At 67.3% G+C, this 25657-nt stretch carries 21 protein-coding genes; 13 read left to right on the forward strand and 8 right to left on the reverse strand.

Translation table 11 applies throughout. The annotated features are described in order from the left end of the window. Positions 1–725: 725 nt before the first annotated feature. Genes IPU70_RS32360 through IPU70_RS32370 form a run of 3 tightly spaced genes read right to left on the reverse strand, consistent with a single transcriptional unit; the run spans position 726 to position 5315 of the window. Complete coding sequence (locus IPU70_RS32360; RefSeq protein ID WP_207474001.1) at positions 726–2162, reverse strand: efflux transporter outer membrane subunit; 1437 nt, start codon at positions 2160–2162, stop codon at positions 726–728. 5 nt (positions 2163–2167) lie between these two features. Next, positions 2168–4126 carry a MacB family efflux pump subunit gene (locus IPU70_RS32365; protein ID WP_207474009.1) on the reverse strand — a complete coding sequence of 653 codons (1959 nt, stop codon included), beginning with the start codon at positions 4124–4126 and terminating at the stop codon, positions 2168–2170. 1 nt (position 4127) lies between these two features. Next, complete coding sequence (locus IPU70_RS32370) at positions 4128–5315, reverse strand: efflux RND transporter periplasmic adaptor subunit (protein ID WP_207474011.1); 1188 nt, start codon at positions 5313–5315, stop codon at positions 4128–4130. Positions 5316–5724: 409 nt separating this feature from the next. Between IPU70_RS32370 and IPU70_RS32375 the strand changes: the two genes are divergently transcribed. The 6 genes from IPU70_RS32375 (at position 5725) to purU (ending at position 10974) form a co-directional block, all read left to right on the forward strand. After that, entirely contained in the window at positions 5725–6933 is a 1209-nt protein-coding gene (locus IPU70_RS32375) for an MFS transporter (protein ID WP_207474013.1), read from the forward strand. A 2-nt stretch (positions 6934–6935) separates the two neighbouring features. After that, the gene (locus tag IPU70_RS32380) at positions 6936–7598 is read left to right on the forward strand and encodes a gamma-glutamylcyclotransferase (RefSeq protein ID WP_041652293.1); all 663 of its coding nucleotides are present in this window, start codon (positions 6936–6938) and stop codon (positions 7596–7598) included. 105 nt (positions 7599–7703) lie between these two features. Next, positions 7704–8333 carry a pyridoxamine 5'-phosphate oxidase gene (gene pdxH, locus IPU70_RS32385; protein ID WP_207474015.1) on the forward strand — a complete coding sequence of 210 codons (630 nt, stop codon included), beginning with the start codon at positions 7704–7706 and terminating at the stop codon, positions 8331–8333. A 40-nt stretch (positions 8334–8373) separates the two neighbouring features. Next, entirely contained in the window at positions 8374–8898 is a 525-nt protein-coding gene (locus IPU70_RS32390; protein ID WP_207474018.1) for a flavin reductase family protein, read from the forward strand. After that, positions 8895–10004 carry an NAD(P)/FAD-dependent oxidoreductase gene (locus tag IPU70_RS32395; RefSeq protein WP_013391660.1) on the forward strand — a complete coding sequence of 370 codons (1110 nt, stop codon included), beginning with the start codon at positions 8895–8897 and terminating at the stop codon, positions 10002–10004. The genes IPU70_RS32390 and IPU70_RS32395 overlap by 4 nt, the downstream gene beginning before the upstream one ends. A gap of 115 nt (positions 10005–10119) precedes the next feature. Further along, positions 10120–10974, forward strand: coding sequence for a formyltetrahydrofolate deformylase (gene purU, locus IPU70_RS32400; RefSeq protein ID WP_207474029.1), 855 nt, complete (start codon positions 10120–10122; stop codon positions 10972–10974). Between the two features lie 57 nt (positions 10975–11031). On the opposite strand, the gene IPU70_RS32405 is transcribed toward purU, so the two are convergent. Both IPU70_RS32405 and IPU70_RS32410 read right to left on the reverse strand, forming a co-directional pair. Further along, positions 11032–12705, reverse strand: coding sequence for a SulP family inorganic anion transporter (locus IPU70_RS32405; protein ID WP_207474044.1), 1674 nt, complete (start codon positions 12703–12705; stop codon positions 11032–11034). A gap of 257 nt (positions 12706–12962) precedes the next feature. Further along, positions 12963–13865 (reverse strand): LysR family transcriptional regulator, encoded by a 903-nt coding sequence (locus IPU70_RS32410; RefSeq protein WP_207474048.1) that lies wholly within the window; start codon positions 13863–13865, stop codon positions 12963–12965. A gap of 125 nt (positions 13866–13990) precedes the next feature. Here IPU70_RS32410 and IPU70_RS32415 point away from each other — a divergent pair, with 125 nt between their 5' ends. Genes IPU70_RS32415 through IPU70_RS32425 form a run of 3 tightly spaced genes read left to right on the forward strand, consistent with a single transcriptional unit; the run spans position 13991 to position 17862 of the window. Next, positions 13991–15691 carry an acyl-CoA dehydrogenase family protein gene (locus tag IPU70_RS32415; RefSeq protein ID WP_207474052.1) on the forward strand — a complete coding sequence of 567 codons (1701 nt, stop codon included), beginning with the start codon at positions 13991–13993 and terminating at the stop codon, positions 15689–15691. A 48-nt stretch (positions 15692–15739) separates the two neighbouring features. Beyond that, on the forward strand, positions 15740–16723 hold the full coding sequence (locus tag IPU70_RS32420) for a tripartite tricarboxylate transporter substrate binding protein (protein WP_207474060.1): 984 nt from the start codon (positions 15740–15742) through the stop codon (positions 16721–16723). 11 nt (positions 16724–16734) lie between these two features. Beyond that, complete coding sequence (locus IPU70_RS32425) at positions 16735–17862, forward strand: CaiB/BaiF CoA-transferase family protein (RefSeq protein ID WP_207474062.1); 1128 nt, start codon at positions 16735–16737, stop codon at positions 17860–17862. 12 nt (positions 17863–17874) lie between these two features. Here the strand turns inward: IPU70_RS32425 and ggt are convergent, their stop codons facing one another. Further along, positions 17875–19632 carry a gamma-glutamyltransferase gene (gene ggt, locus IPU70_RS32430; protein WP_207474070.1) on the reverse strand — a complete coding sequence of 586 codons (1758 nt, stop codon included), beginning with the start codon at positions 19630–19632 and terminating at the stop codon, positions 17875–17877. A gap of 139 nt (positions 19633–19771) precedes the next feature. On the opposite strand from ggt, the gene IPU70_RS32435 reads away from it, so the two are divergent. After that, a complete protein-coding gene (locus tag IPU70_RS32435; protein ID WP_207474079.1) occupies positions 19772–20677 on the forward strand; it encodes a LysR family transcriptional regulator in 906 nt (301 codons plus the stop codon). A gap of 90 nt (positions 20678–20767) precedes the next feature. On the opposite strand, the gene IPU70_RS32440 is transcribed toward IPU70_RS32435, so the two are convergent. Then, positions 20768–21760, reverse strand: a complete 993-nt coding sequence (locus IPU70_RS32440; protein WP_207474082.1) for a tripartite tricarboxylate transporter substrate binding protein BugE — start codon at positions 21758–21760, stop codon at positions 20768–20770. A 238-nt stretch (positions 21761–21998) separates the two neighbouring features. Between IPU70_RS32440 and IPU70_RS32445 the strand changes: the two genes are divergently transcribed. Next, positions 21999–22895, forward strand: coding sequence for an AEC family transporter (locus IPU70_RS32445; RefSeq protein WP_242702803.1), 897 nt, complete (start codon positions 21999–22001; stop codon positions 22893–22895). Between the two features lie 68 nt (positions 22896–22963). Here IPU70_RS32445 and fumC read toward each other — a convergent pair whose 3' ends face one another. Further along, complete coding sequence (gene fumC, locus IPU70_RS32450) at positions 22964–24361, reverse strand: class II fumarate hydratase (protein WP_013391649.1); 1398 nt, start codon at positions 24359–24361, stop codon at positions 22964–22966. 163 nt (positions 24362–24524) lie between these two features. Between fumC and tsaE the strand changes: the two genes are divergently transcribed. Together tsaE and IPU70_RS32460 are read left to right on the forward strand one after the other, a co-directional pair. After that, the gene (gene tsaE, locus IPU70_RS32455; protein WP_207474088.1) at positions 24525–25064 is read left to right on the forward strand and encodes a tRNA (adenosine(37)-N6)-threonylcarbamoyltransferase complex ATPase subunit type 1 TsaE; all 540 of its coding nucleotides are present in this window, start codon (positions 24525–24527) and stop codon (positions 25062–25064) included. Next, a partial coding sequence (locus tag IPU70_RS32460; protein ID WP_207474091.1) for an AMIN domain-containing protein occupies positions 24992–25657 on the forward strand: 666 nt, incomplete at its 3' end. The genes tsaE and IPU70_RS32460, both read left to right, overlap by 73 nt.

Raw genomic sequence — 25657 nt, forward strand, 5'->3', positions numbered from 1 at the left:
CCGGCACGGCAGCGCCCGGGGTGGCGCGGGGCAACGATTGCGGTCCGGAGCCTTCGCTCCGGACTTCCCCTTCGTCATCGTCGTCCAGGCCTGCGGCCTTCCCTTCCGATTCCCTCGGGCTTATCGACGCCCCGCGCCACCCCGGGCGCTGCCGCGTCGGGCTCTGCTAGCTGAATCTTGCCAGCCGCTGGGACGGACGGTGTGCTTGACGTTCTCATCCCGGACGAGAAAGAGAGAAAGATCTTGCAGGGACGCCAAAGACGGCCGCGCGGGCGGCCTTCTTTGGCATATGGGTATTGTTAGTTGTACGGATGACGCTGCGCGCTGGTGTCGGCACGCGTTCATATGCAGTTCGTCGACCAACACCACTTCCTGTTCGTGCACAGATCATCATCAACGCGCAGCGCCATCACCAACCGCAAGACACCGCGTAAGCCCCAGGCCGGCCGCCCGCGCGGCCGGCCTGGGGCGGGCATCGCAAGATCTTTCGCCCACCTCCACCGTCGGCGAGAACCCTACGAAGACCAGCCCGGCCCAGCTGACGCCAAGTTTCAAAAGCGGAGCCTGGTGCGTCGGTGCGCTGGGGCGCGCGGGGCGTCGATAAGCCCGAGGGAATCCGAAGGGAGCCGAAGGCGTACGAGGATGACGACGGGGAAGTCCGGAGCGCAGGCTCCGGACCGCAATCGTTGCCCCGCGCGCCCCAGCGCACCGACGCACCAGGCGGATTAAGAACCCGCCGCAGCGCCAGCAGCAACTCCCGCACCACCGCCAACAGCATCATCCCCACCAAGCGCCTGATAAACCGTCACCTGATTCACCAACCGATTCAACATATTCTCATCCCGGGAAACCTCAGCCACCCGCCGCTTCTCCTGCGCGTCCAGCCAGTCCTTCAACGGCACCGCCCCCGCCCGATAGCGCACTTCGTACAGCCGCTCGGCTTCGCGCGCCGCCTTCAACGACGCGTCCAGCTGCTCGCCCTGCAAGCGCAACTGGGTGCGGTTCGACAAGGCGTTTTCCACATCCGCCATCGCTTGGTACAGCGCCTGCCGGAAGTTCACCACGCGCTCTTCGTAGTCGGCCTTGGAGATCTTGATGTTGAGCTGCATCTGGTTCCATTGCAGGAACGGCAGCGTCAGCGCCGCGCCCAGCGAACCGACTGGGTTCTTCAGTACATCGGACAGCGTCGGGCTCGAACTTCCCAACGCGCCGGTCAGCGTCAGCGGCGGGTAGAAGCTGGCGCGGGTCGCGTCGACCGTGGACAGGGACTGGCGCAGCCGCAGCTCGGCGGCGCGCAGGTCCGGGCGGCGGCCCAGCAGTTCGGCTGGCACGCCGGCGCGAGCTTGCGGCAGCGGGTACTGCGGCAGCCGCGCGGGATCGGCCATCATGCGGTCCGGGGGGCCATCGAACAGGATGGCCAGCGCGTTCGCGTATTCCACCCGCTGCTGCACCAGCAGCGCGTGCGCGGCCTCCTGGCTGGCCACGGTCTGTTCGGCCTCGGCCATTTCCAGCGCCGACGCGCCGCCCGCCGCGTACTGGGCGCGCACCAGATCCTGCGTCTTGCGCGCATAGGCGATGCTCTCGGCGCTGCTGGCGATACGCTGGTTGATGAAAGCGGTCTGCCAGTACAGCGTGGCGGTGGTGCCTACCAGGGACAGCGCGGCGCTCTGGCGGTCCTGCTCGGTCGCCAGCGCGTCCCATTGCGCCGCATCGCGCTGGCTGGACAGCTTGCCCCACAGGTCTACTTCGTAGCTGACGGTGAGCTGCGCCGCATTGGTCCGGGTGATGGCGCGATCGCCATACAGGTTGCGGTTGCGCGTCACATCGGCGCTGCCGCCCAGTTGCGGCAACAGCTTGTCCTCGGTAATTCCGGCCTGGTACTGGGCCCGGCGCACCCGGATCGCGGCGGCGGCCAGGTCGTTATTGCGCGCCAATGCGGCATCGACCAGGCCGTTGAGCGTAGGGTCGCTGAAGTTGCGCCACCACTCGCCGCCATCGGCCAGCGGCCCGGGCTGGGCGCTGCCGGCCGGCGCATGGGACCAGGCCGCGGGCGTGGAGGTCAACGGCGGCTCGTAGTCGGTGTGCAGCAAGCTGCCGCAGCCGCCCAGGGCCAGCAGCAAGGCCAGGACGGCGGGTTTGCAGATCAGGGAAACCGCTTTCATCTTCCTCATTCCCGGGCCAAGGCCTCGACGGGATCCAGGCGCGCCGCATTGCGCGCCGGCAAATAGCCAAAAAGCACACCGATCAAGGTCGAGCAGCTGAATGCCGCCACCATCGATGCCGTGGAATAAACCATCTGGAACGAGCCGCGGGTGGCCTTGGACACCAGCACGCCCAACCCCAAGGACAGGACGATGCCGATGGCGCCGCCGATCAGGCACACCAGCACCGCTTCGATCAGGAACTGCTGCATGATGTCGCTGCGCCGCGCGCCCACCGCCATGCGCACGCCGATTTCGCGGGTGCGCTCGGTCACCGACACCAGCATGATGTTCATCACGCCGATGCCGCCCACCATCAGCGAAATCAGCGCGATCATGGACACCAGCAAGGTCATGGTGGCGGTGGTGCGTTCAATCGTCTTGCGGATCGCATCCGTGTTGAACACGAAGAAGTCCTTGGTCACGTGACGCCGCGTCAGCACGCGCACGATGGCCTGTTCCGCCGCGGCGGGCGGCGAAGCGTCATTGACGCGCACCGTGATGCTCTTCAGATGCTGCTGGCCCAGCACGCGCGACAGCGCGGTGGTATAGGGGACCCACACGTTCAGCGTGTCGTTGCTGCCGAAGACGGTGTCCTTCTTCTGCGTCACCCCGATCACGCGCGCCGGCATCGATCCCAGGAACACCACCTGTCCAATCGGATCGGTATGCGAGCCGAACAGCTTGCGCCGCGTGGCATCGTCGATCACCACTTCCTGCGCACGCCGCAATACGCTGGTTTCGTCGAAGAACTTGCCCTGGGCCAGCTTGATGGCGCGCACGCGGAAATACTGCTCGCCCACGCCCTGTATCACGCCGTTCACCGACACGTTGCGGTAGCGCAGCGTGTTGCTGGTGGAAACTTCCGGCGTCACGCTGTCCACATAGGATTCGCGCGCCAGGGCATCGGCGTCGGCTGGCACCAGCGTGCGGATGTTGACGGCCTTCTCGTCGCCGAAGTCCTTGCCGGGAAATATCTCCACCGTGTTGGTGCCGATTTCGCTGATATCGTCCAGGATCTTGCGGCGCGAGCCCTCGCCCAGCGCCACCACCGACACCACGGCCGCGATGCCGATGATGATGCCCAGCATCGTCAGCGAGGTGCGCAGCCGGTGCGCGTTCATGGCCAGGAGCGCCATGCGCAGCGCCTCGCGGCAACGGTCCAGGTAGGCCTGCCAGACGGGCCGCGCGGCCAGCGCCGGCGCGTCTTCCTTGATGCGCTCGGTCCGCGGCGCATCGGGGTTGCGCTTGTCGGCGACAATCTCGCCGTCGCTGATCTCGATGATGCGCTGGGCGTGGCGGGCCACGTTCATGTCGTGCGTGACGATGATGATGGTGTGGCCGGCCGCGTTCAGTTCTTCCAGGATGCGCAGCACTTCCTGGCCGGTGTGCGTGTCCAACGCGCCGGTCGGCTCGTCGGCCAGGATGATGTCGCCGCCGTTCATCAGCGCCCGTGCGATGCTCACGCGCTGCTGCTGGCCGCCGGACAGCTGGCCGGGACGATGCCCGGACCTGTCGCCCAGGCCCAGCCGCTTGAGCAGTTCGTCGGCGCGCGCCAGGCGCGCCTCGCGCTGTTTGCCCGCATACACCGCCGGCACCTCGACGTTGCCTTGCGCCGTCAGGTCGGACAGCAGGTGATAGCGCTGGAAAATGAAGCCGAAATGCTCGCGGCGCAGCTCGGCCAGTTCGTCCGGATCCAGCTCGCCCGTGCTGCGCCCGTCGACCCGGTACTCGCCGCGGGTCGGCCGGTCCAGGCAGCCCAGGATGTTCATGAGCGTGGACTTGCCCGAACCGGACGCGCCCACGATCGCCACCATCTCGCCGGCCTCGATGGTCAGGTTGATGTCCTTCAGGACCGCGATGGTCTGCTCGCCCGCGGGAAACTCGCGGCGCACGCCCGTCAGCGAGATCAGGGGCCCGCTCATCTCAGGCCCCCGGCGCGGCAGCGGCCGGCGCGGCGTCCGCCGACACGACGCGTTCGCCCACCTCCAGCCCTTCCAGCACCTGCGCCTGGACGTTGTTGTTCATGCCTATCCGGACCTGGCGCGTTTCGGTTTTGTTGTCCTTCAGGACCACGCGCACGGCGTAGCGGCCGTCCTCGCCGCGCTTGCCGAGCGCCGAGGCCGGCACCACGACGGTGTCCTTGGCCTCGCCCAGGACGATGAAGACCTGGGCAGTCATGGAGATGCGCAGCTTCTCGTCCGGGTTGGGCACGTCGAACAGGCCGTTGTAGTAGACCGCTGCGGTGGTGGAGCTACCGCTGGCCGAACCGGTCAGGGAAGCCGTCGCGTCGTCTTTCTGCACCGAGTCCGGTGCCGGCTCCACCGCGCGCAACTGGGCGCGGTAGCGCTCGTCGGGTTCGCCCAGGATGGTGAAGTACACCGGCAGGCCCGGCTTCACGCGGGTGACGTCGGCTTCCGAGATCTGCGCCTTGATGGTCATGGTGTCGACCTGGGCCACCTTGATGATGGTGGGTGCGCTCTGGATCGAGTTGACGGTCTGGCCTTCCTTGGTGACCACCGCCACCACCATGCCGTCGATGGGCGAAACGATGCGGGTGTAGCCCAGGTTGACGCGGGCGGTGTCGACCTGGATCTCGGCTTGCGCGATCTGCGCGTCCAACGACGCGATTTCGGCGCGGGTCACCCCCAGCGTGGCCTCGGCGCTCTCATAGGACTCGCGCGAGCTGGCGTCGGCCGCCAGCATCTGCCGCTGGCGGCGGAAGGCAAGCTCGGCCTGCTTCAGCGTGGCGACCTTGGCGGCCCGCTCGGCGCGCCGGGTCTGCAGGGCGGCTTCGGCGTTGCGCAGCTCGTTCTGCTGGGTCATGTCGTCGATCTCGGCGACCAGTTGGCCCTTCTTGACGCGGTCGCCCAGCGCCACTTTCAGGGATTTCAACTGGCCGGTGGCCTGGGCGCCCACGCTGACGCGCTCGATGGCGTCTATGGTGCCGCTGGCCAGGACACTGTCCTCAAGATTGGCGCGGGTGACCTCGGCCACGGCGAAAGTGGGCGGCGGCGGCGCGGAAAAGAACGCGGCGCGCACGCCGAACACGGCTAACAGGAGCAAAACAGCGATCAGGGAGTAGCGCTTGAACTTGCTGCGGGACTTTTTCATTGAACCTGCCGGATGTAGCGCCGGCTATCGAGCCGGCGCCGGTATTGCGAATTGCGGACCAGGCAAGCGATCTTGCCCACGATGCCTGCTCATCCTAAACGTCTCGCCCGCCAGAACCATCGACGATCTGTGGGGAAACGGTGAAAAACAGTAAAGCGGGGCGGAACGTCAAGGTCCGTGCGATTGTTCCGTTGCATGAACGATACAACGCTTTGTCCGGCCCCTATCAAACCCCTTGCCCGCAGATGCGGCGAACGTGCCGCCATCTTGCACAATAAGCATGCGACTTCGCCCCTAGATGGCCGCTATCGTGCGATTGGCGCCAATATCTGTTTGCGGCGCTGCAAAACAGCCTCGTCTCGACATAGGGCGACGATATGGCCAGAATGAACGTAGTTAAGCCGTATCCGTGTCCACTTCTCATAGATCCCCCTCTTCGCCACCTGGTTCCCCGGAGTTTTCCGGGGCGGTGCTTTTGTGCCTCCTGGCCATGATGAATCATGTGGCGCTTACAGGGGGACGGATTACTGTCTCGCTCACCGCGCTGCAAATGGGGCTGTCGACCTTCAAGGTCGGCACACTGGTCGCGGTGTTCGCCGTGCTGCCCATGCTGTTCTCGGTCCGCGCCGGCCGATGGGTCGACCGGGTCGGCATCGTGCGGCCGCTGGTCCTCGGCACTTCCCTGGTCGCTGCGGGCACCGCGCTGCCCTTCATCTCCCAGACCCAGTTCGCCCTGCTGGTTGCCTCCTGTTGCATCGGCATCGGCTTCATGCTGCATCAGGTCGCCACGCAAGACCTGCTGGGCCATGCCGAACCGGCGCAACGGCTGCGCAATTTCTCCTTCATGTCGCTGGCGCTGGCGGGATCCGGATTTTCGGGACCGCTGATCGCCGGCCTGGCGATCGACCACCTCGGCACGCGCATGGCCTTCGGCCTGCTGACCCTCGGCCCGCTGCTGTCGGCGGGGGGGCTCTATGCCTTGCGTCACCAATTGAAGGCGGTGGATTCACAGCTATCCGGCAAAAAAGAGGCCGAAAAGCGGCGCGTTGCCGAATTGCTGGCCGTGCCGGCGCTGCGCCGCATCCTGATGGTCAACACCATTTTGTCCGGGGCCTGGGATACGCACTTGTTCGTCGTGCCGATCTTCGGCGTGGCGATCGGCCTGTCGGCGACCACGATCGGCGTCATTCTTGCGTCCTTCGCAGCGGCAACTTTCGTTATCCGCTTGATATTGCCCTTTATCCAGCGCCGCGTGCGGTCCTGGACGCTAGTGCGGGTAGCGATGGCGACCGCCGCCATCGATTTCATGTTTTACCCGATGTTCACCGACGTTACCGTCCTGATCGTGCTGTCCTTCATCCTCGGACTGGCCCTGGGCTGCTGCCAGCCGAGCATGCTCTCCCTGCTGCACCAGCATTCCCCGCCGGGCCGCGCCGCCGAGGCGGTGGGCCTGCGGATGGCCTTGATCAACGGTTCGCAGGTCTCACTGCCGTTGACCTTCGGCGCGCTCGGTGCGGTAATTGGCGTAGCCCCGCTCTTCTGGGCCTATTCCGTGGCCCTGATGGCCGGAGGCTGGGCCAACCGCAATCCCCCGATCGAATCCGACCGTAAACCGTAGCCGTGAACATGCAGTCCTCTCCTCCCGCCGCCGGCAACGCCGGCGCCAGCCTGCCCTTTCGCCTCTGGACTCCGCAAGAGCGGCAGGAATCGCTGGACGAGGCCCTGCGCCACTGGCAATCCGGCGAAGACGTGTGGGTGTACGGCTACGGCTCTTTGATCTGGCGCCCCGATTTCGACTTCGTGGAGCGCCGGCTGGCGACTCTGCGCGGCCACCACCGGGCGCTGTGCCTGTGGTCGCGAGTCAACCGCGGCACTCCGGAATGCCCGGGCCTGGTGTTCGGCCTGGACCGGGGCGGCTCCTGCCGGGGGGTGGTCTACCGCCTGGCAGGCCAGCAGGTGCCGACTTATTTCCCCGCGCTCTGGGAGCGGGAAATGTCCACCGGCGCCTACCTGCCGCGCTGGATCAATTGCAGCACCGAGACCGGCACCGTCCGGGCGCTGGTTTTCATCATGAACCGGGACAACCCGGCCTACATCCGCGCGCTGCCCGAGCCCGAGCTGCTGGCCATCGTGCGCCGGGCCGCAGGACGCTACGGCCCCTGCACCGAATACGTGGTGCAGACCGCCCAGGCGCTGCGCGCCGCGGGCATCCATGACGCCCGCCTGGACGCCATCGCGCGCCGGCTGGAGCTGGACGGGCATGTCCTGCCGGAAGGCGCCTGAGGCGCGCGCCCGGAAAATCTTGCCTGCGCCCTGAGCGGGGTCAATAAGGGTACCGCCTCCCAGGCGGTATAAACTCCTTGTTATCAACGCTGAACTACTAGCCCCATGTCCGTCTCTGATCTGCGTCAAAGCTACGACAAGAACGTGCTGCTCGAAGGCCAGGCCGCGGCCTCCCCGTTCGAGCAATTCACCCGCTGGTTCGACGAGGCCCTGGCCGCCAAGGTGCCCGAGCCCAACGCCATGACCTTGGCCACGGTGGACGCCACCGGTCAGCCCAGTGCGCGCATTGTCCTGATCAAGGGCTTTGACGAGCGCGGGTTCACGTTCTTCACCAATTACGAATCCCGCAAGGGCCTGGACCTGCAGGCCGAGCCCCGCGCCGGCCTGCTGTTCTTCTGGCAGCCGCTGGAGCGCCAGATCCGGATCGAGGGCGTGGTCGAAAAAGTGGCCGACGACGAGTCGGACGCCTACTACCACAGCCGGCCCGCCGGTTCGCGCATCGGCGCCTGGGCCTCGCGCCAGAGCCAGCCCATCACCCGTGAAGAGCTGGAAGCCCGCGAACAGGAGTTCCGCGAGCGCTTCGGCGAACAGCCGCCGCGCCCACCACACTGGGGCGGCTACCGCCTGAAGCCCACCGCCTTCGAATTCTGGCAAGGCAGGCCTTCACGCCTGCATGACCGCCTGCGCTATGTCGCGGACGGCCAGGGCTGGAAGATCGAACGTCTGTCGCCTTGATGCCGGGCGCCGCGCGCGCCCGCCCCCAACCAACGATTGCATGACCGCCTCCTCCCCTGATTTTGACGCTGCCTTTTTCCGCACCGCGCTGGGCCGTTACGCCACGGGCGTGACCGTCGTCACGGCCGCCGACCCCGATGGCGCGCCCATCGGGCTGACGGTCAGCTCCTTCAACTCCGTGTCGCTCAATCCGCCGCTGGTGCTGTGGAGCCTGTCGCGCAGCTCGTCGTCGCTGGCCGCCTTCGAGCAGTGCGAGCGCTATGTCGTCAACGTGCTGGGCTCGGAGCAGATCGCGCTGGCGCGCCGCTTCGCCACCGGCAAGACGCCGGACCGCTATGCCGGACTGACGGTGCACCACGCGCCGGGCGGCACGCCGATGCTGGACGGCCACTGCGCCGCCTGGTTCGAATGCCACAACCGCAGCCGCTATGTCGAGGGCGACCACGTCATCATGGTGGGCGAAGTAGAACGCTGCGGCCATAGCGGCGAGCCGCCGCTGGTGTTCCATGCCGGCGGTTTCGACCTGACCCCGGCCGGCGCGCGTTCGGAAAGGAAAGCACCATGAGCGTGGATGTCGATTGCGTCGTCATCGGCGCGGGCGTGGTGGGCCTGGCGGTCGCGCGCGCGCTGGCCCAGTCCGGACGCGAGGTGCTGGTGGCGGAAGCCACCGAGGCCATCGGCACCGGCACCAGCTCGCGCAATTCCGAAGTCATACACGCCGGCATCTATTACCCGGCGGGCAGCCTCAAGGCCCGCCTCTGCGTGCGCGGCAAGCACCTGCTGTATTCGTATTGCGCCGAGCGCGGCGTGCCCTATAAGCGGCTGGGCAAGCTCATCGTCGCCACCACCACGGAACAGGCCGCGCAGCTGGAGGGCATCGCCCAGCGCGCCCGCGCCAACGGCGTGGACGACCTGCAGTTCATCTCCGGCGAGGACGCCATGCGCCTGGAGCCGGCGCTGCGCTGCACCGCGGCGCTGTCCTCGCCGTCCACCGGCATCGTCGACAGCCATGCGCTGATGCTGGCGTTCCAGGGCGACGCCGAGAACGCGGGCGCCCAGTGCGTCTTCCACACGCCGCTGGTATCCGGCCGGGTCCGCCCCGAGGGTGGTTTCGAGCTGCAGTTCGGCGGCGACGAGGGCATGACCCTGAGCTGTAACGTGCTGATCAATTCGGCCGGCCTGCACGCGCCGGCGCTGGCGCGCCGCATCGACGGCCTGCCGGCATCCAGCATCCCCACCGATTACCTGTGCAAGGGCAGCTATTTCACGCTGTCCGGCCGCGCGCCGTTCTCGCGCCTGATCTACCCGGTGCCGCAGCATGCGGGCCTGGGCGTGCACCTGACGCTGGACCTGGGCGGCCAGGCCAAATTCGGCCCCGACACCGAATGGGTCGGCACCGAGGACTACACGCTGGACCCGGCCCGCGCCGAGGTCTTCTACGAGGCCGTGCGCAGCTATTGGCCGGCCCTGCCCGACGACGCCCTGGCGCCGGGCTACACCGGCATCCGGCCCAAGATCTCCGGCCCTCACGAACCGGCGGCCGACTTCGTCATCGCCGGTCCGGCCGCGCATGGCGTGCCCGGCCTGGTGAACCTGTTCGGCATAGAATCGCCGGGGTTGACCTCCAGCCTGGCCCTGGCCGAAGAGACCCTGGCCCGTCTGAATGGATAAGCCCCCACGCCGCGTGCACTTGCCGCCTCCCGGCGGGGTCGCCCTCTCTTGAGGCAACCCGGCTAGCGGACACTACACTGCCACCCTCATTTCTCCTTTTTCTGCCTCCTGAACCATGCAGCACAACGACTACATCCTGACCCTGTCCTGCCCCGACCGCACGGGCATCGTGTACCGCGTCAGCGGCCTGTTGTTCGAATTGGGCTGCAACATCCTGGATTCGCAGCAGTTCGGCGATGACGAGACCGGCCGCTTTTTCCTGCGCGTGCACTTCGATATGCCCGCCGGCGTATCCGTGGACGACCTGCGGACGCAGCTGGATGGCATGTCCGCCGAATACGGCATGGAGCTGAAGCTACACGACGCCCGCCGCAAGGAACGCCTGCTTATCATGGTCAGCAAGCAGGGCCACTGCTTGAACGACCTGCTGTTCCGCGTGCACAGCGGCCATCTGCACGCCGAAGTGGCCGCCATCGTGTCGAACCACAACGACTACGCCAGCCTGGCGGCGTCCTATGGCATCCCGTTCCACCACCTGCCCGTTACCGCCGACACCAAGGCGGAACAGGAACAGCAGGTGCTGGCCCTGGTCGAGAAGGAAGGCATAGACCTGGTGGTGCTGGCCCGCTACATGCAGATCCTGTCGGAAGACATGTGCCGCGCGCTGAATGGCCGCGCCATCAACATCCACCACAGCTTCCTGCCCAGCTTCAAGGGCGCGCGTCCCTACCACCAGGCACATGCGCGCGGGGTCAAGATCATCGGCGCCACCGCCCACTATGTGACCTCGGACCTGGACGAAGGCCCCATCATCGACCAGGACATCGAGCGCGTGGACCACACGATGACCGCCCAGGACCTGACCCAGGTCGGCAGCGACATCGAGTCCCTGGTGCTGTCGCGCGCCGTGCGCAGCCACGTCGAGCACCGCATCCTGCTCAACCGCAACAAGACCGTCGTCTTCCGCTAAAAGCAGGGGACCGCCGTCAGGCGGCCCCGCGCGACAAGGGCGGCGCGCCCGAGCCGCCTAGGAAATCTCCTCCGCCTGCGCCACGGCCAGGGCGGCCACCGTAGCGCTCGCCACGTCGGGTTGCAGATGGCCCTGCAGCCGCTGGTACAGGCCGATGCGGCGCACGATGTCCATCGGCTGCCCCATCAGGCCCGATACGATCAGCGTCACCCCGCGCGCCTCGCACGCCTTGCTCAGCCCTTCGAGCGCTTCGGCGCCGGTCGAATCGACGTAGATTACGTTCTTCAGGTCCAGCACCAGCGCGCGGGCGGGCAAGCCGTCTTCCAACGACTCCACCAGCTTGGTGGCGCCGAAGAAGACGGTGCCGTACAGACGCCAGACCGCGATCTTGCCGTCCTGCCCGGCCAGCAAGGGCTGCCCGGCGGCCGTGACGCGTTCGGCGCGCGACAGGCTGGAGATGCGGTAGATGAAGGTCAGGCAGGCCGCGAAGATGCCGAACTCCACCGCGACCGTCAGGTCGAAGACCACCGTCAGCAGGAACACCGACACCAGCGTGACCCGATACGGCAAGCGGTAGGTCTTGAGCCGGGCGAACTCGCGCCATTCGCCCATGTTCCAGGCCACGAACATCAGGATGGCCGCCAGCGTGGCCAGCGGTATCGAGGCCGCCAGGGGCGCGGCCGCCAGCATCACAGCAAGCAGCACCAACGCATGCGCCATGCCGGCGACTGGGCTGGTGGCGCCGCTTTTCACATTGGTCACGGTGCGCGCAATAGTGCCCGTGGCCGGCATGCCGCCGAAGAAAGGCGTGACGAAGTTGGCAACGCCCTGGGCCATCAGCTCCTGATTGGGATCGTGCCGGTCGCCTATCATGCCGTCGGCCACCCGCGCGCACAGCAGCGACTCGATAGCGCCCAGCGCCGCCAGCGTGATGGTGGGCATGAGCAGGAAGCGGGCCGATTCCCAGCTGAACGCCGGCAAGGTGAAGTCCGGCAGCGCCGCCGGTATGCCGCCGAAGCGGCTGCCTATGGTTTCCACCGGCAGGCCGAACACGGCCACCGCCGCGGTCGCCAGCACCAGCGCGACGATGGAGCCCGGCACGCGGGCCAGTCCGGCCGCCCGCTGGCCACCCCAGGCCGGCAACCAGCGTTGCCAGCCGACGATCACCGCCAGCGACAGCAGCGCCACGCCGGCGGCCCAGGGGTTGAGCGTCGACAGGTGCCCCCCCAGCGCACCCAGGATGCCGAAGAAGTCGCCCGGCATCTTGGGAATCGCAAGACCCAGGAAATCCTTGACCTGCGACAGCGCGATCAGCACCGCGATGCCATTGGTGAAGCCGATGATCACCGCCACCGGGATGAAGCGCACCAGCGTGCCCAGCCTGAGCAGCCCCATCACGAACAGCAGCACGCCGGACAGCGCCGTGGCGATGATCAGGTTGGCCACGCCGTACTGCTGCACGATGTCGTAGACGATGACGATGAAGGCGCCCGCCGGCCCGCCGATCTGCACCCGGCTGCCGCCGAGCAAAGCGACCAGGAAGCCCGCGATGATGGAAGTGAAGAGGCCGGCCTCGGGCTTGAGGCCCGACCCGATGGCGAACGCCATGGCCAGCGGCAGCGCGACCACGGCCACGGTAAGCCCCGCGCCCAGGTCCTGCGCGAAGCGGACACGGTCGTAACCGCGCAACGCGTCAAAAAGACGCGGACGAAACGAAAAAGGAATTTCCACGAAAGACTCCGGAGAAGTGGAACCGAAACGCCCTGCTGTGGGGTTCAGTACTTCGCCGGAGGGCCGCAGTGGCGCAGCCTGGTGATGAATCGCCTGCGGCGCGTCAGCGGCAGGACTGGTCGGTAGGACATGGCTAAAACCCGGAATTCGCGTTCGTTCGCGTGCAAACGGTTCCATCCCTGGCCGGATACTGGCGGCGCCGGGATACCGCTAACGATAAGCCTTCGGGCGGGTTCTGCCTACCCGCAATGCGCGCTTCATGGCGTTTCGGGGCTTTCCCAGTCATGCCGCGCCGCCATTTCCACCGCTTTTTCCTGCAGCGGCGTGCGCGCGGCCTCGCGCCAGATCATCTGGCTGAGCGAACGGGCCTCGTGCTCGAAAGCGATGAAGCGCGTCCCCGCCAGCCCGCTGCGCGACAGGCAGGCCGGCACGATGGACACGCCCAGCCCCTGCGACACCAGCGACGCCACGCTCAGCCAATGCCGCACCTCGTGCCGGATCACGGGCATGAAGCCCGCCGACACGCACATGGACAGCACAGTCTCGTAATAGCTGGGCGAAGCGGCCCGGGCGAAAAAGACGAAATCGTCCGTCGCCAGCTCCGCCAGCCGCAAGGAGTTGCGGCCAGCCAGCGGATGCGCCTGCGGCAGGCACACCACGAAAGGCTCGGCCATCAGGTCGCGCGCCAGCACGCCGTTGGGCACCGGATTGGCGTGGATGAAGCCTAGATCCTGCTCGCCGCGGCGCACGGCCTCGATCTGGTCGTGCGAATTCAGTTCGGTCAGCACGTGCTCCACGTCCGGCAGCTCGGCCCGCATGGCGTTGAGCAGCGCCGGCAGGCCGCGGTACAGCATGGAGCCCACGAAGCCGATGCGCAGCCGGCCGCGCAGGCCCGCGTCCACGCGTTGCACCAGCGTACGCACCTCTTCCGCCTGGCGCAGCAGCGTCAGGGCTTCGCGGTACAGCACCTGGCCGGCGTCGGTCAGCTCCACGTGGCGGCTGGTGCGCGTCAACAGGCGCGCGCCGACGTTTTCTTCCAGTTGCCGGATGGCGTAGCTGAGCGGCGGCTGGGAAATGTGCAGCCGCGTGGCCGCGCGGCTGAAATGGCGCTCTTCGGCGACGGCAATGAAATAGCGCAACAAGCGCGGATCCAGGTCCATTTGTCTCCCCCACGACCGCAATCCATACTTTTTTTGGATTGTTCTACACACAAACAGTATTTGTATAGATTAATCCATGCAAGCACCATCACAGGCATCGTTCCCGTCTTCAGCAGGATGCCGCCATGGATACCCCCGTCAAGACCGCGCCCCCCGCCGCCACGCCCGTTCCGGATTCGCGCGGACAGAACCTGTTCAGCGCTGATCCTTACGCCGAGGCGTTGAGCCGGCGCTACCTGCCGCCCGCGCTGCACGCCCATCTGCTGCCCCATCTGGAGCGCCTGGGCGCGCTGGCCGGCGGCGTCATGGACGAGCTGGCCGCCACGGCCGACAGGAACCCACCCACGCTGTCCGTGCGCAGCCGCGCCGGCACCGACGAGTCCCGCATCGACAAGCATCCCGCCTATGTCGAACTGGAACGCCTGGCCTACAGCGAATTCGGCCTGGCCGCGCTGTCGCACCGCGGCGGCGTGCTGGGCTGGCCCGAGCCCATGCCCGCAGCCGCAAAATACGCGCTTAGCCATCTGTTCGTACAGGCGGAATTCGGCCTGTGCTGCCCGGTCAGCATGACCGATTCGCTGGCCCGCACCCTGCGCAAGTTCGGCGACCCGGAACTGGTCGAGCGAGTCCTGCCCGAGGTGACCTCGCAGGATTTCGACACGCTACGCCAGGGCGCCATGTTCATGACCGAACAGGGCGCGGGTTCGGATGTCAGCGCCACCGAGGTCACCGCCACCGCGCAGGACGACGGCACCTGGCTGATCCACGGCGACAAGTGGTTCTGCTCCAACCCGGACGCGGGTTACGCCATGGTGCTGGCGCGTAGCGAACCCCAGCCCGGCCTGAAGGGCGTGTCGCTGTTCCTGCTGCCCCGCGACCTGGCCGACGGCACCCACAACCACTATCGCATCCTGCGCCTGAAGGACAAGCTGGGCACGCGCTCGATGGCCAGCGGCGAAATCCGCCTGGAAGGCGCGGTGGCCTGGCTGGTGGGCGAACGCGGCCGCGGCTTCAAGCACATGGCCGACATGATCAACAACTCGCGCCTGTCCAACGGCATGCGCGCCGCCGGCCTGATGCGCCGCGCCGTGACCGAGGCGGTCTACGTCTCGCAGCACCGGCGCGCCTTCGGCAAGCGTCTGATCGACATGCCGCTGATGCAGCGCCAATTGGTCAAGATGACGGTCTGGGCCGAACAGGCCCGCAGCGTGATGTTCCAGACGGCGCGCGCCCTGGCCGGCGCGGACCAGGGCGTGGCTGATCCGGCGCTGGCGCGCATCCTCACGCCGCTGATCAAGTTCCGCGCCTGCCGCGATGCCCGCAAGGTGACCGGGGACGCCATGGAGGTGCGCGGCGGCTGCGGCTACATCGAGGAATGGACCGAACCCCGGCTGGTGCGCGACGCCCACCTGGGTTCCATCTGGGAAGGCACCAGCAATATCGTGGCGCTGGACGTGCTGCGCGCGATCAACAAGGAAAACTCGCTGCCGGCGCTGCGCAGCCACATCGACAGCCTGCTGGCCGAGGGCCGTCCCTGCCCGCCCGAGCTGGCCGAGCGGCAGGCGCGCGCCCTGGAACAGACCTATGCGCTGGCCGAGCACGCCGCGCAAGCCGACCGTCCCGAACTGGCGCGCCAGGCAGCTTCGCTGCTGTACCACGCGGTGTCCATGGCCGCCCTGCGCTGGGAAGCCACCGAACCCGGCCTCGAAAGCCGCGCGCTGCTGGCCGACCAGGTGCTGCAGCACCGCCTGGGCCCGCGCGATCCCTATGCCATCCCGGCCGACGAAAGCGTGGCGTGCCGGGCCATCCTGCAATACGCGCTGTAAGAACCGACGCCGGCGGCACAGCCGGCGCGCAACCCACTGGAGACAACCATGACCCGAACCCTCGCCCCCTGGCTACTGGCGGCCGCCGCCGCCATCGCCCCCGCCACGCCAGCGCTGGCCGCGGATGCCTATCCCTCGGCCCGACCGGTGACGCTGATCGTGCCCTTCCCGCCCGGCGGCCCCACCGACGCCCTGGCGCGCCGGCTGGCCGACAAGCTGCGGCAGCCGCTGAACCAGAACGTCATCGTCGAGAACCGCGCCGGCGCGGGCGGCAACATTGGCTCTGAATACGTGGCCACCGCCAAGCCCGACGGCTACACCCTGCTGTTCGGCACCTCCGGCCCGCTGGCGATCAACGTCAGCCTGTACAAGAAGCAGGGCTACAACCCCGAGACCAGCTTCGCGCCCATCATCCGCATCGGCCACCTGCCCAACATCCTGGTGGTGAACCCGTCGGTGCCGGCCAACAACGCGCAGGAGCTCATCGCCTACGCCAAGAAGAACCCGGACAAGCTGAGCTACGCCTCGTCGGGCAACGGCGCCTCGTCGCACCTGGCCGGGATCCTCTTCAACAACATGGCCGGCACCCAGATCATGCACATCCCCTACAAGGGCACGGGCCCGGCGCTCAACGACCTGCTGGGCGGGCAGGTGTCGATGTCGTTCACCGACATCCTGACCGCGCTGCCCTACATCAAGGCGGGCAAGCTGCGCGCCATCGGCCTGGCCAGCGCCCAGCGCTCGGACGCCCTGCCCGACCTGCCCACGCTTTCCGAGCAAGGGCTCAAGGGCTACGACGTCAGCGTGTTCTTCGGCATCGTGGCGCCCAAGGGCACGCCGGCCGATGTGGTGGATACCTTGAACCGCGCCTTCAAGACCGCGCTGTCCGATCCCGAGGTCGCCCAGACGCTGCGCAGCCAGGGCATCGTCGAAGCCCAGGACCAGACGCCGCAAGGCCTGGCCACCTTCATCTCGGCCGAAGTGCCCAAATGGCGCGACCTGATCAAGAGCGCCCACGTTTCCATCGACTGAACGGACCCCACATGGCTGCAACCCTGCCCAACGCCGGCGCCCTGGCCGGCTGCAAAGTGATAGACCTGTCGCGCGTGCTGGGCGGCCCCTATTGCACGCAGATCCTGGCCGACCACGGCGCCGACGTGCTGAAGATCGAACCGCCCGGCGGCGACGAGACGCGCGGCTGGGGGCCGCCCTTCCTGGGCGACACGGCGTCCTACTTCATCGGCGTGAACCGCAACAAGGACGGCATGACGCTGGATCTGTCGCAGCCCGCAGGGCAGGAGCTGCTGCGCCATCTGCTGGCCGATGCCGACGTGCTGGTGGAGAACTTCAAGCCCGGCACGCTGGAGAAATGGGGCCTGGGATACGACACGCTGAGCCGCGACTTCCCCGCGCTGATCCATTGCCGGGTCAGCGGCTTCGGCGCGGACGGGCCGCTGGGAGGTCTGCCCGGCTATGACGCCTGCGCCCAGGCCATGTGCGGCCTGATGAGCGTGAACGGCGACGCGGACGGCGACGCCACCCGCGTCGGCCTGCCGGTGGTGGACATGGTGACCGGCCTGAATGCGGCCGTGGCCATCCTGCTGGCCTTGAACGAGCGCACGCGCAGCGGCCTGGGGCAGTTCCTGGACATCACGCTGTACGACTGCGCCCTGTCGCTGCTGCATCCGCACGCGCCCAATTACTTCTACAGCGGCAAGGTGCCCGCACGCAGCGGCAACGCGCATCCGAACATCGCGCCCTACGAAACGCTGCCCACCGCCAGCGGCCCGATCTTCCTGGCAGTCGGCAATAACCGCCAGTTCGCGCAACTGGCGCAGACGCTGGAGGCGCCGGAACTGGCGCAAGACGCGCGCTACGCCACCAACGCCGACCGCCTGCGCAACCGCCAAGCCTTGCGCGACGACCTGTCCACGCTGCTCGCGGGCCACGACGCCGCCGCGCTGGCCGACCGCCTGCTGCGCTGCGGCGTGCCCGCGGCCGCCGTGCAGACCGTGGACCAGGCGCTGGCGCATCCGCACACCCGTCATCGCGGCATGGTGCTGGAGCAAGGCGACTATCGCGGCGTGGGCTCGCCGATCAAGCTGTCGCGCACCCCCGCCACGCTGCGCAAGCTGCCGCCGGCGCTGCGCCCCGCTGACGGCAGCGAGTAAGCCCGCGCAACATCAACCGCCCTGGGCGACGCCTTCGCGGCGCGGGTCGGCGCCGCCCTGCAAGCCGCCCGCGTCGATCACGATGCCGTGGATGCCGCTGGGAAATTCGAGTATCCGCACCGGGTGCCCCATGCGCTCGAGCTCAGGCGCCAGCGCCTCCAGGGCGGTGCCCTTCTCCAGTTCGGTTTCCTTGTTGCGGCTGCCCATATTGGGCAGATCGATGGCCGCCTGGATGTCCAGGCCCCAGTCCAGCACGCCCACGATGGTCTTGGCCACGTAGTTGATGATGGCGCTGCCCCCCGGCGACCCCACCAGCAGATAGGGCTTGCCGTCGCGCAGCACGATCATCGGCGCCATCGAACTGCGCGGGCGCTTGCCCGGCTCAATACGGTTGGCGACGAGACGGCCCTCGGGATCCTTGTACGACGAGGAAAAGTCCGTCATCTCGTTGTTCAGCAAAAAGCCGCGCACGAAGATCTTGCTGCCGAACTCGTTCTCGATGGTGGTTGTCATGCTCAAGGCATTGCCCTGCGCGTCCACCGCCACCAGGTGGCTGGTCGAGGGCAATGCCAGCGCATCGTCCTTGCCCAGCGACAGGAGCTTGCCTTCCGGATCGCCGGGCAGCGCCACCTTCATGCTGCGGTCCGGCTGGATCAAGGCGCCGCGCGCGCGCAGATAAGCCGGGTTCAGCATGGCGCGCACCGGCACCCGCACGAAGTCCGGATCGGCCACATAGAAGTCGCGGTCGGCGAACGCCAGCCGGCCGGCCTCGGAGAAGTAATGCACCGCCTCCAGGCTGCCCGGCTTGTAGCTGGCGAGCGGAAACTGTTCCAGTTCGCCCAGCATCTGCAACACGGCGATCGGGCCGCTGCTGGGCGGTCCCATGCCGCACAGCTGATAGCCGCGATAGGCGCCGCAGACGGGATCGCGCGTCTTGGCGCGATAGCCGGCCAGGTCAGCCAGGGTCAGGTCGCCCGGCACGGCATGGCCGCGCACCGCGGCGACGATGTCCGCGGCGATGGCGCCCTGATAGAACGCGTCCGCGCCTCGTTCGGCCACTGCGCGCAGCGTACGCGCGAATTCGGGGTTCTTCAGCACATGGCCCACCGGCCATGGCGTGCCGTCCGGCGCGTAGAAATAAGCCGCGGCCGCGGCCTGCGTGCGCAGTTCCTTGTTGCCGGCCAGCAGCTTGTGCAGGCGGGGCGACACGGGGAAGCCCTGTTCGGCCAGCCGGATCGCAGGCTGGAACAGGTCGGCCCAGGGCAACACACCCTGCTCCTTGTGCGCCAATTCCAGCCCGCGCAGCAGGCCCGGCACGCCCACCGCCAGGCCGCTGTTCACTGCGCGGGCAAAGGGCACCGGCTTGCCGTCCGGATCCAGGAAACGCTGCGGCTGGGCCGCCGCGGGCGCGGTCTCGCGGCTGTCGTAGGTCTGGATGCGGCCGCTCTGGGCCGAATACGCCACCATGAAGGCGCCGCCGCCTATGCCGGACGATTGCGGCTCCACCAGGTTCAGCACCAGCTGGGCGGCGATGGCCGCATCCACCGCGCTGCCGCCCCGGCGCAGCATCTCGTCACCGGCCTGCGTCGCCAGCGGATTGGCCGAGGCAATCATGAAGTGCGGCGCGCGCACCAATTGGCGCGTCTGCATGCCGCTGGCGGCCTCGGGGTTCAGGTCTTCGACGGCCTGCGGGGTGCGCGCCCACGCGGCGGGCATGGCGGCAAGCGCGGCGGCAAGCATGAAGGCGGCAGCGTGACGGGGTGCGCGCATGAGAAGCTCCGGTGTGCGCCGGCGTTCCGGCAGGGGTTCATGATAGTCAAGGCGCCGGCGGCTGTCGCGGCGCAACCTCCCGCCCCCTGGCCGCATCCGGCTTAGAATCGCGGTTTCCGCCCACCGTCCCCACCGTGCCATGCGTTTGCGCCACATCGAGATTTTCGAAGCGATCCGCCGTACCGGATCCCTGACCGAGGCCGCGGCCGCGCTGCATATCTCGCAGCCCGCGGCCAGCAAGCTGCTGGCGCATGCCGAGGCGCAACTGGGCTTCAAGCTGTTCGAGCGTGTGAAGGGCCGGCTCGTCGCCACCCGCGAAGCCGAGATCCTTACCCCCGAGGTCGCGCGCCTGAACCAGGACCTCAACAGCGTGCGCAGGCTGGCGGCCAGCCTGCGCGACCATCCCAACGGCCACCTGCGCCTGGGCTGCGCGCCGGCGCTGGGCCTGGGACTGCTGCCCGGCGTGGTGCGCGACAGCCGCGCGGCGCAGCCTGGCATCACCTTCGACATCCACACGCATCACAGCAGCGAGCTGGTGCAAGGGCTGCTGACGCGGGAACTGGACCTGGCCATCACCTTCGACACCAACGACTATCCCGGCCTGACCCGCATGGGGCTGGGCCACACCGAACTGGTGCACCTGAGCCGCAAGCCGGGCACGGGTCCGCTGCCGTTGGCGGAGCTGACGTCCATGGCGGGCGATACGCTGATCGTGCTAGACGCGGCCGATGCCTCCGGCGCGCTGTTGCAGATGGCGCTGGACGCGCAGGGCCTGGATCCGCAGGTCGCCATCCAGGTACAGACGCACTACGTGGCCTGCGCGCTGGTCGATGCGGGCTGCGGCGACGCCATCGTGGACGCGATCACCGCACAGGCGATGCTGCGACCCGGCATGAACCTGCGTCGGCTGGACCCGGCGTTGCGCGTGCCGATCAGCATCATGGTGCGCAACCAGGATCCGTTGTCGGCGCTGCACCGCGACTTCATTGAACGTCTGCGCGCCGCTTGCGAGGCGCTGCAGGCCGGGCTCGACGCCGCGGCCTGACGCGCGGCCTGCGCACAAAACACGACGGGCGCCCGAAGGCGCCCGTCATCATTTGCAGACGGGGGCAGGCAAGGCCCGCCCCGCGCGGCATCAATCCAGCTTGATGTTCTGCTTCTTCACGACGTCCTTCGCCCAGTCATACTGTTCTTTGATTTCCTTGGCGAATTCTTCCGGCGTGTTGCCCGACGGCGCCGAGCCCTGGTCGTCCAGTGCCTTGATGACCTTGGGGTCCTTCAGGGCCACGACGGCAGCGTCGCGCAGCTTGTTCACGACTTCCATCGGGGTGCCCTTGGGCGCCAGCAGACCATACCAGACCGGCTGGTTCAGCACCGGGAAGCCGGCATCCTTGAACGTCGGCACGTCCTTGATGGCATCAATGTTGGTCGGCCATGCGATGGCCATGGCGCGCAGCTTGCCCGCCTGGATCTGCGGCATCGACGAGGGCAGGTTGTCGAACAGGATTTCGATCTGGCCGCCGACGGCGTCAGCCACGGCCGGGCCCGAACCCTTGTACGGCACGTGCACGATGTCCGTGCCGGTGGCCATCTTGAACGATTCGCCCATCAGGTGCAGCACGCCGCAGGTGCCCGAGCTGCCGTAGGAGTACTTGCCCGGATTCTTCTTCAGTTCTTCCAGGAAGCCCTTGAAGTCCTTGGCGGGGAACTTGGGGTTCACGGCCACCACGTTGGCGGTGTTGGCGAAGTTGGTGACCGGCTGGAAATCCTTGATCGGATCGTAGGGCAGGTCGTTGGGGCGGCAAGCCGGGTTCACGGCCATCGTCGACACGGTGGCGATGGACAGCGTGTAGCCGTCGGCATCGGCGCGCGCGGCTTCGGATGCGCCGATGGCGCCGCCTGCGCCGCCCTTGTTTTCCACAACCATGGGTTGGCCCAGTTCCTGGCTCATGCGCTGCGTCACCAGGCGCGCGATGATGTCGGTGGAACCGCCGGGCGCGAACGGAACAATGACGCGGATCGGCTTGCTCGGGTACTTGTCGGCAGCGTGGGCGGCGGAGGCGCCGAGGGTGCCGGCAGCGCCGGTGGCCAGGGCGATCGCCACGGCCAGGGAGCGGACTTTATTCATAGGTGTGTTTCCTCCAATATGCGAGCCCGTGTGTATACGGACCGTTGTGTGATGCGCCTGCCTGTGGACAGGTCCGCAATTAACGGTGGTGGACGCATGCTCTGTGCGCAGGGAGAGCACTTTTTATAGGTTGCTTGTGGCACACGCGCCCGCCAGAATGACGGAGAATAGCAGCAAATACTTACAGACGCATAGCGCAGCGATCCCCGTCTGACGCGCATCAAATACGTACTTGTCCATGTCGGTAGCCCTTCTGGTTTTCCCTGATTTCATGCTGGTTGCGCTGGGTTGGGCGCTGCGTCACAAACTGAATTTCTCCCGCGAATTCTTCGCCGGCACCGAGCGGCTGGTCTACTTCGTCCTGCTCCCCGCGCTGCTGTTCCAGTCCATCCTGCGCACCCCCATCACCGTCGGCAACGCCGCTGTGCTGCTGCAGGCCTCCGCGGCCATCATCGCGGCCGGCGTCGCGCTGACATGGCTGGCGCGCTGGGTGCTGCGGCCATCCTCGCTGAGCCTGGCCTCGTCCGCGCAATGCGGCTACCGCTTCAACACCTATCTGGGCCTGGCGCTGTCGGCCAGCCTGGGCGGCAGCCAAGGCCAGACGGTCATGGCGCTGATCGTCGGCTTCGCCGTACCCATGGCCAACATGGCCGCGGTCTATGGCCTGGCCCGCCATAGCGGCGGTAACCTGCTGCGCGAACTGGCCCGCAATCCCCTGGTCATTTCCACATTGGCTGGCCTGGCCTGCAACCTGGCCGGCCTGCACCTGCCGGGCCCGCTGGACACGGCGCTGGCGCGGCTGGGCGCGGCGGCCATCGCGCTGGGCATCATCTGCGTGGGCGCCAGCCTCTCCTGGGAGGGCGGCAAGGGCCATGGCGCGCTGATCGCCTGGATGCTCGCGGTCAAGCTGGCGGCGCTGCCCGCCGTCGCCCTGCTGGTGGCGCATGTGCTGGCGCTGCCGCCGCTGGAATCGCAGATGCTGCTGCTGTTCGCGGCCTTGCCCACCGCGTCCGCGGCCTACGTGCTGGCCATGCGCATGGGCGGCGACGGCCGCATGGTGGCGCTGCTGATATCGCTGGGCACGCTGTTGTCGGCGCTGACGATACCGCTGTGGCTGATGCTCACGGGCGGTTGAGGCGTCTCCCTCTCCAACGCAAAAAAAAAGACCGCCGAGGCGGTCTTTTTCATGCGCATGGCGGCCCTTTACGAGGACTTGTGCGCGTTGGTCATGGAAGCCGGCACCACCCATTCGGCGAACTGCGCTTCGGTCACATAGCCCAGCGCCAGCGCCGATTCCTTCAGCGACAGGCCTTCCTTGTGCGCCTTCTTGGCGATCTGCGCGGCCTTGTCGTAGCCGATGTGCGGATTCAACGCCGTCACCAGCATCAGCGAACGGTCGACCAGTTCAGCGATGCGCTCGAGATTGGGCTCGATGCCCGCGGCGCAATGCTCGTTGAAGCTGGCCATGCCGTCGGTCAGGAGACGCACCGATTGCAGGAAGTTGTGGATCACCAGCGGCTTGAACACGTTGAGTTCGAAATTGCCGCTGGCGCCGCCGATATTGATGGCCACGTCGTTGCCCAGCACCTGCGCGGCCAGCATCGTGATGGCTTCGCATTGGGTCGGGTTGACCTTGCCCGGCATGATCGAGCTGCCCGGCTCGTTCTCGGGGATGCTGATCTCGCCCAGACCGGAGCGCGGGCCGCTGGACAGCCAGCGCACGTCGTTGGCGATCTTCATCAGGCCGGCGGCCAGCGACTTCAGCGCGCCATGCGCGAACAGCAGCGCTTCATGCGAGGCCAGGCCCTGGAACTTGTTGGGCGCCGACACGAAGGCGGTGCCGGTGGCATGCGCCAGTTCCGCCGAGACCTTGGCGCTGAACTGCGGATGCGCATTCAGGCCCGTACCCACCGCCGTGCCGCCGATGGCCAGCTGGTGCAGGCCCGGCAAGGTGGCGCGGATCTGCTGCTCGGCCAGGTCCAGCTGGGCCACATAGCCCGACAACTCCTGGCCCAGGGTCAGGGGCGTGGCGTCCTGCAGGTGGGTGCGGCCGATCTTGACGATGTCATAGAACTCGGCGCTCTTGGCCGCCAGCGTCGCGCGCAGGGCCTTCAGCGAGGGCAGCAGATGATGTTCGACCTGAACCGCGGCCGCCACGTGCATGGCGGTCGGGAAGGTGTCGTTGGACGACTGCCCGCGGTTGACGTGGTCGTTCGGGTGAACCTTGCGCTCTTCGCCGCGCACGCCGCCCAGCAGTTCCGAGGCGCGGTTGGCCAGCACCTCGTTCATGTTCATATTGCTTTGCGTGCCCGACCCGGTCTGCCAGACCGACAGCGGGAACTCATTGGGCCACTTGCCGGCGATCACTTCATCGGCGGCGCGGACAATGCCGTCGGCGATCTTCGGATCCAACTCGCCCAGGTCGGCATTGACCTTGGCGGCCGCGCGCTTGAGCCGCGCCATCGCCTCGACCAGCGGAACCGGCATCTTTTCGGTGGAAATCGCGAAAAAATGCAGCGAACGCTGGGTCTGGGCGCCCCAGAGGTGATCTTCCGGGACTTCGATGGGACCAAACGTGTCTTTTTCAATGCGGGTCTTCATGGCGCGTGCTACTCCGTGGCGACGTCGGTTTCGGCTGGCGGCGGCGCGCCAGTCGCGAGAAAGTTGAGAATGACAATCAATTCTAGGTTAGCAGAAACCCGCATTCCTATAATTGCGCAAACATCCGTGCTTCCTCCACCGTTTTTACCACTCGCCCCGCGCCATGTCCGCCCCTCTTTGCAGCCTGAACTTGCACCTGCCCGACGAAGCCGCCACGGAATCGCTGGCGCGGCAGCTCGCGCCCCTGGTTTCCGGCGGCCAGACCGGTCCGGCCAGGGGACACATACACCTCCAGGGAGACCTGGGCGCGGGGAAAACAGCCTTCACGCGGGCCCTGTTGCGGGAATGCGGCATCACCGGCCGGATCAAAAGTCCAAGCTACGCGCTGCTTGAATCCTATAAAGTTTCTAACTTATACTTCTATCATCTTGATTTTTATAGATTTAGTGATTCGCGCGAATGGTTGGACGCAGGATTCCGGGATTTACTGCGTGACGAAGCGGTCGTTTTGATCGAATGGCCGGAGCGGGCGGGGGGCCTTTTGCCCCCTCCCGACCTGCTGATTTCCCTAGCCTATGCAGGCGAAGGACGCGACGCCACCCTGACCGCGTACACCGCTCGAGGACAAACATGGTTGAACGCGATTGTCCCCCCGCCCCAGTCGGCGCCCTCCCCTCGGCAGGCGCCACCCGGCGCCGCCTGATCAGCGTCGCCGCCACTCTGCTCGTCTTGCCGGTCCTGCCGCGCCTGGCGCAGGCGGCAACGATCCTGGCCGTGCGCACCTGGCCGGCCGATGAATACACCCGCGTCACGCTGGAGCTCGACAGCGAGCTCAAGGCCGAACAGTTCACGCTCGAAAATCCCCACCGCCTGGTGGTGGATATTGAGGGACTGACCATCAGCGCGGCGCTGAACGACCTGGTTTCCAAGGTCCGGCCGGACGACCCCTACATCCAGAGCCTGCGGGTGGCGCAGAACCGCCCCAACGTGGTGCGCCTGGTGTTCGACCTGAAGCAGCCCGTGGCGCCCCAGGTGTTCACGCTCAAGCCCGTGGCCGACTACCAGTACCGCCTGGTTCTGGACCTGTATCCGAAGGTCGCCCAGGACCCGCTGATCGCGATCCTGAACAAGCAGAGCGGCCCCGACGTGGACGACCCGCTGGCGCGCATCCTGGAGGACATCCAGCGCAACCCGGTGGCCCGCGCCGATCCGCCCGAACCGCCGCGCGTGCGCGGCCAGCAGCCGGCGCCCCCGCTGCCCACGGCGCCCAAGCCCTGCCTCCTATACACATCTGAC

Origin of the sequence: Achromobacter sp. SD115 (assembly GCF_017355315.1) — a bacterium.
In the GTDB taxonomy this organism is placed as follows: Bacteria; Pseudomonadota; Gammaproteobacteria; order Burkholderiales; family Burkholderiaceae_B; genus Achromobacter; species Achromobacter xylosoxidans_B.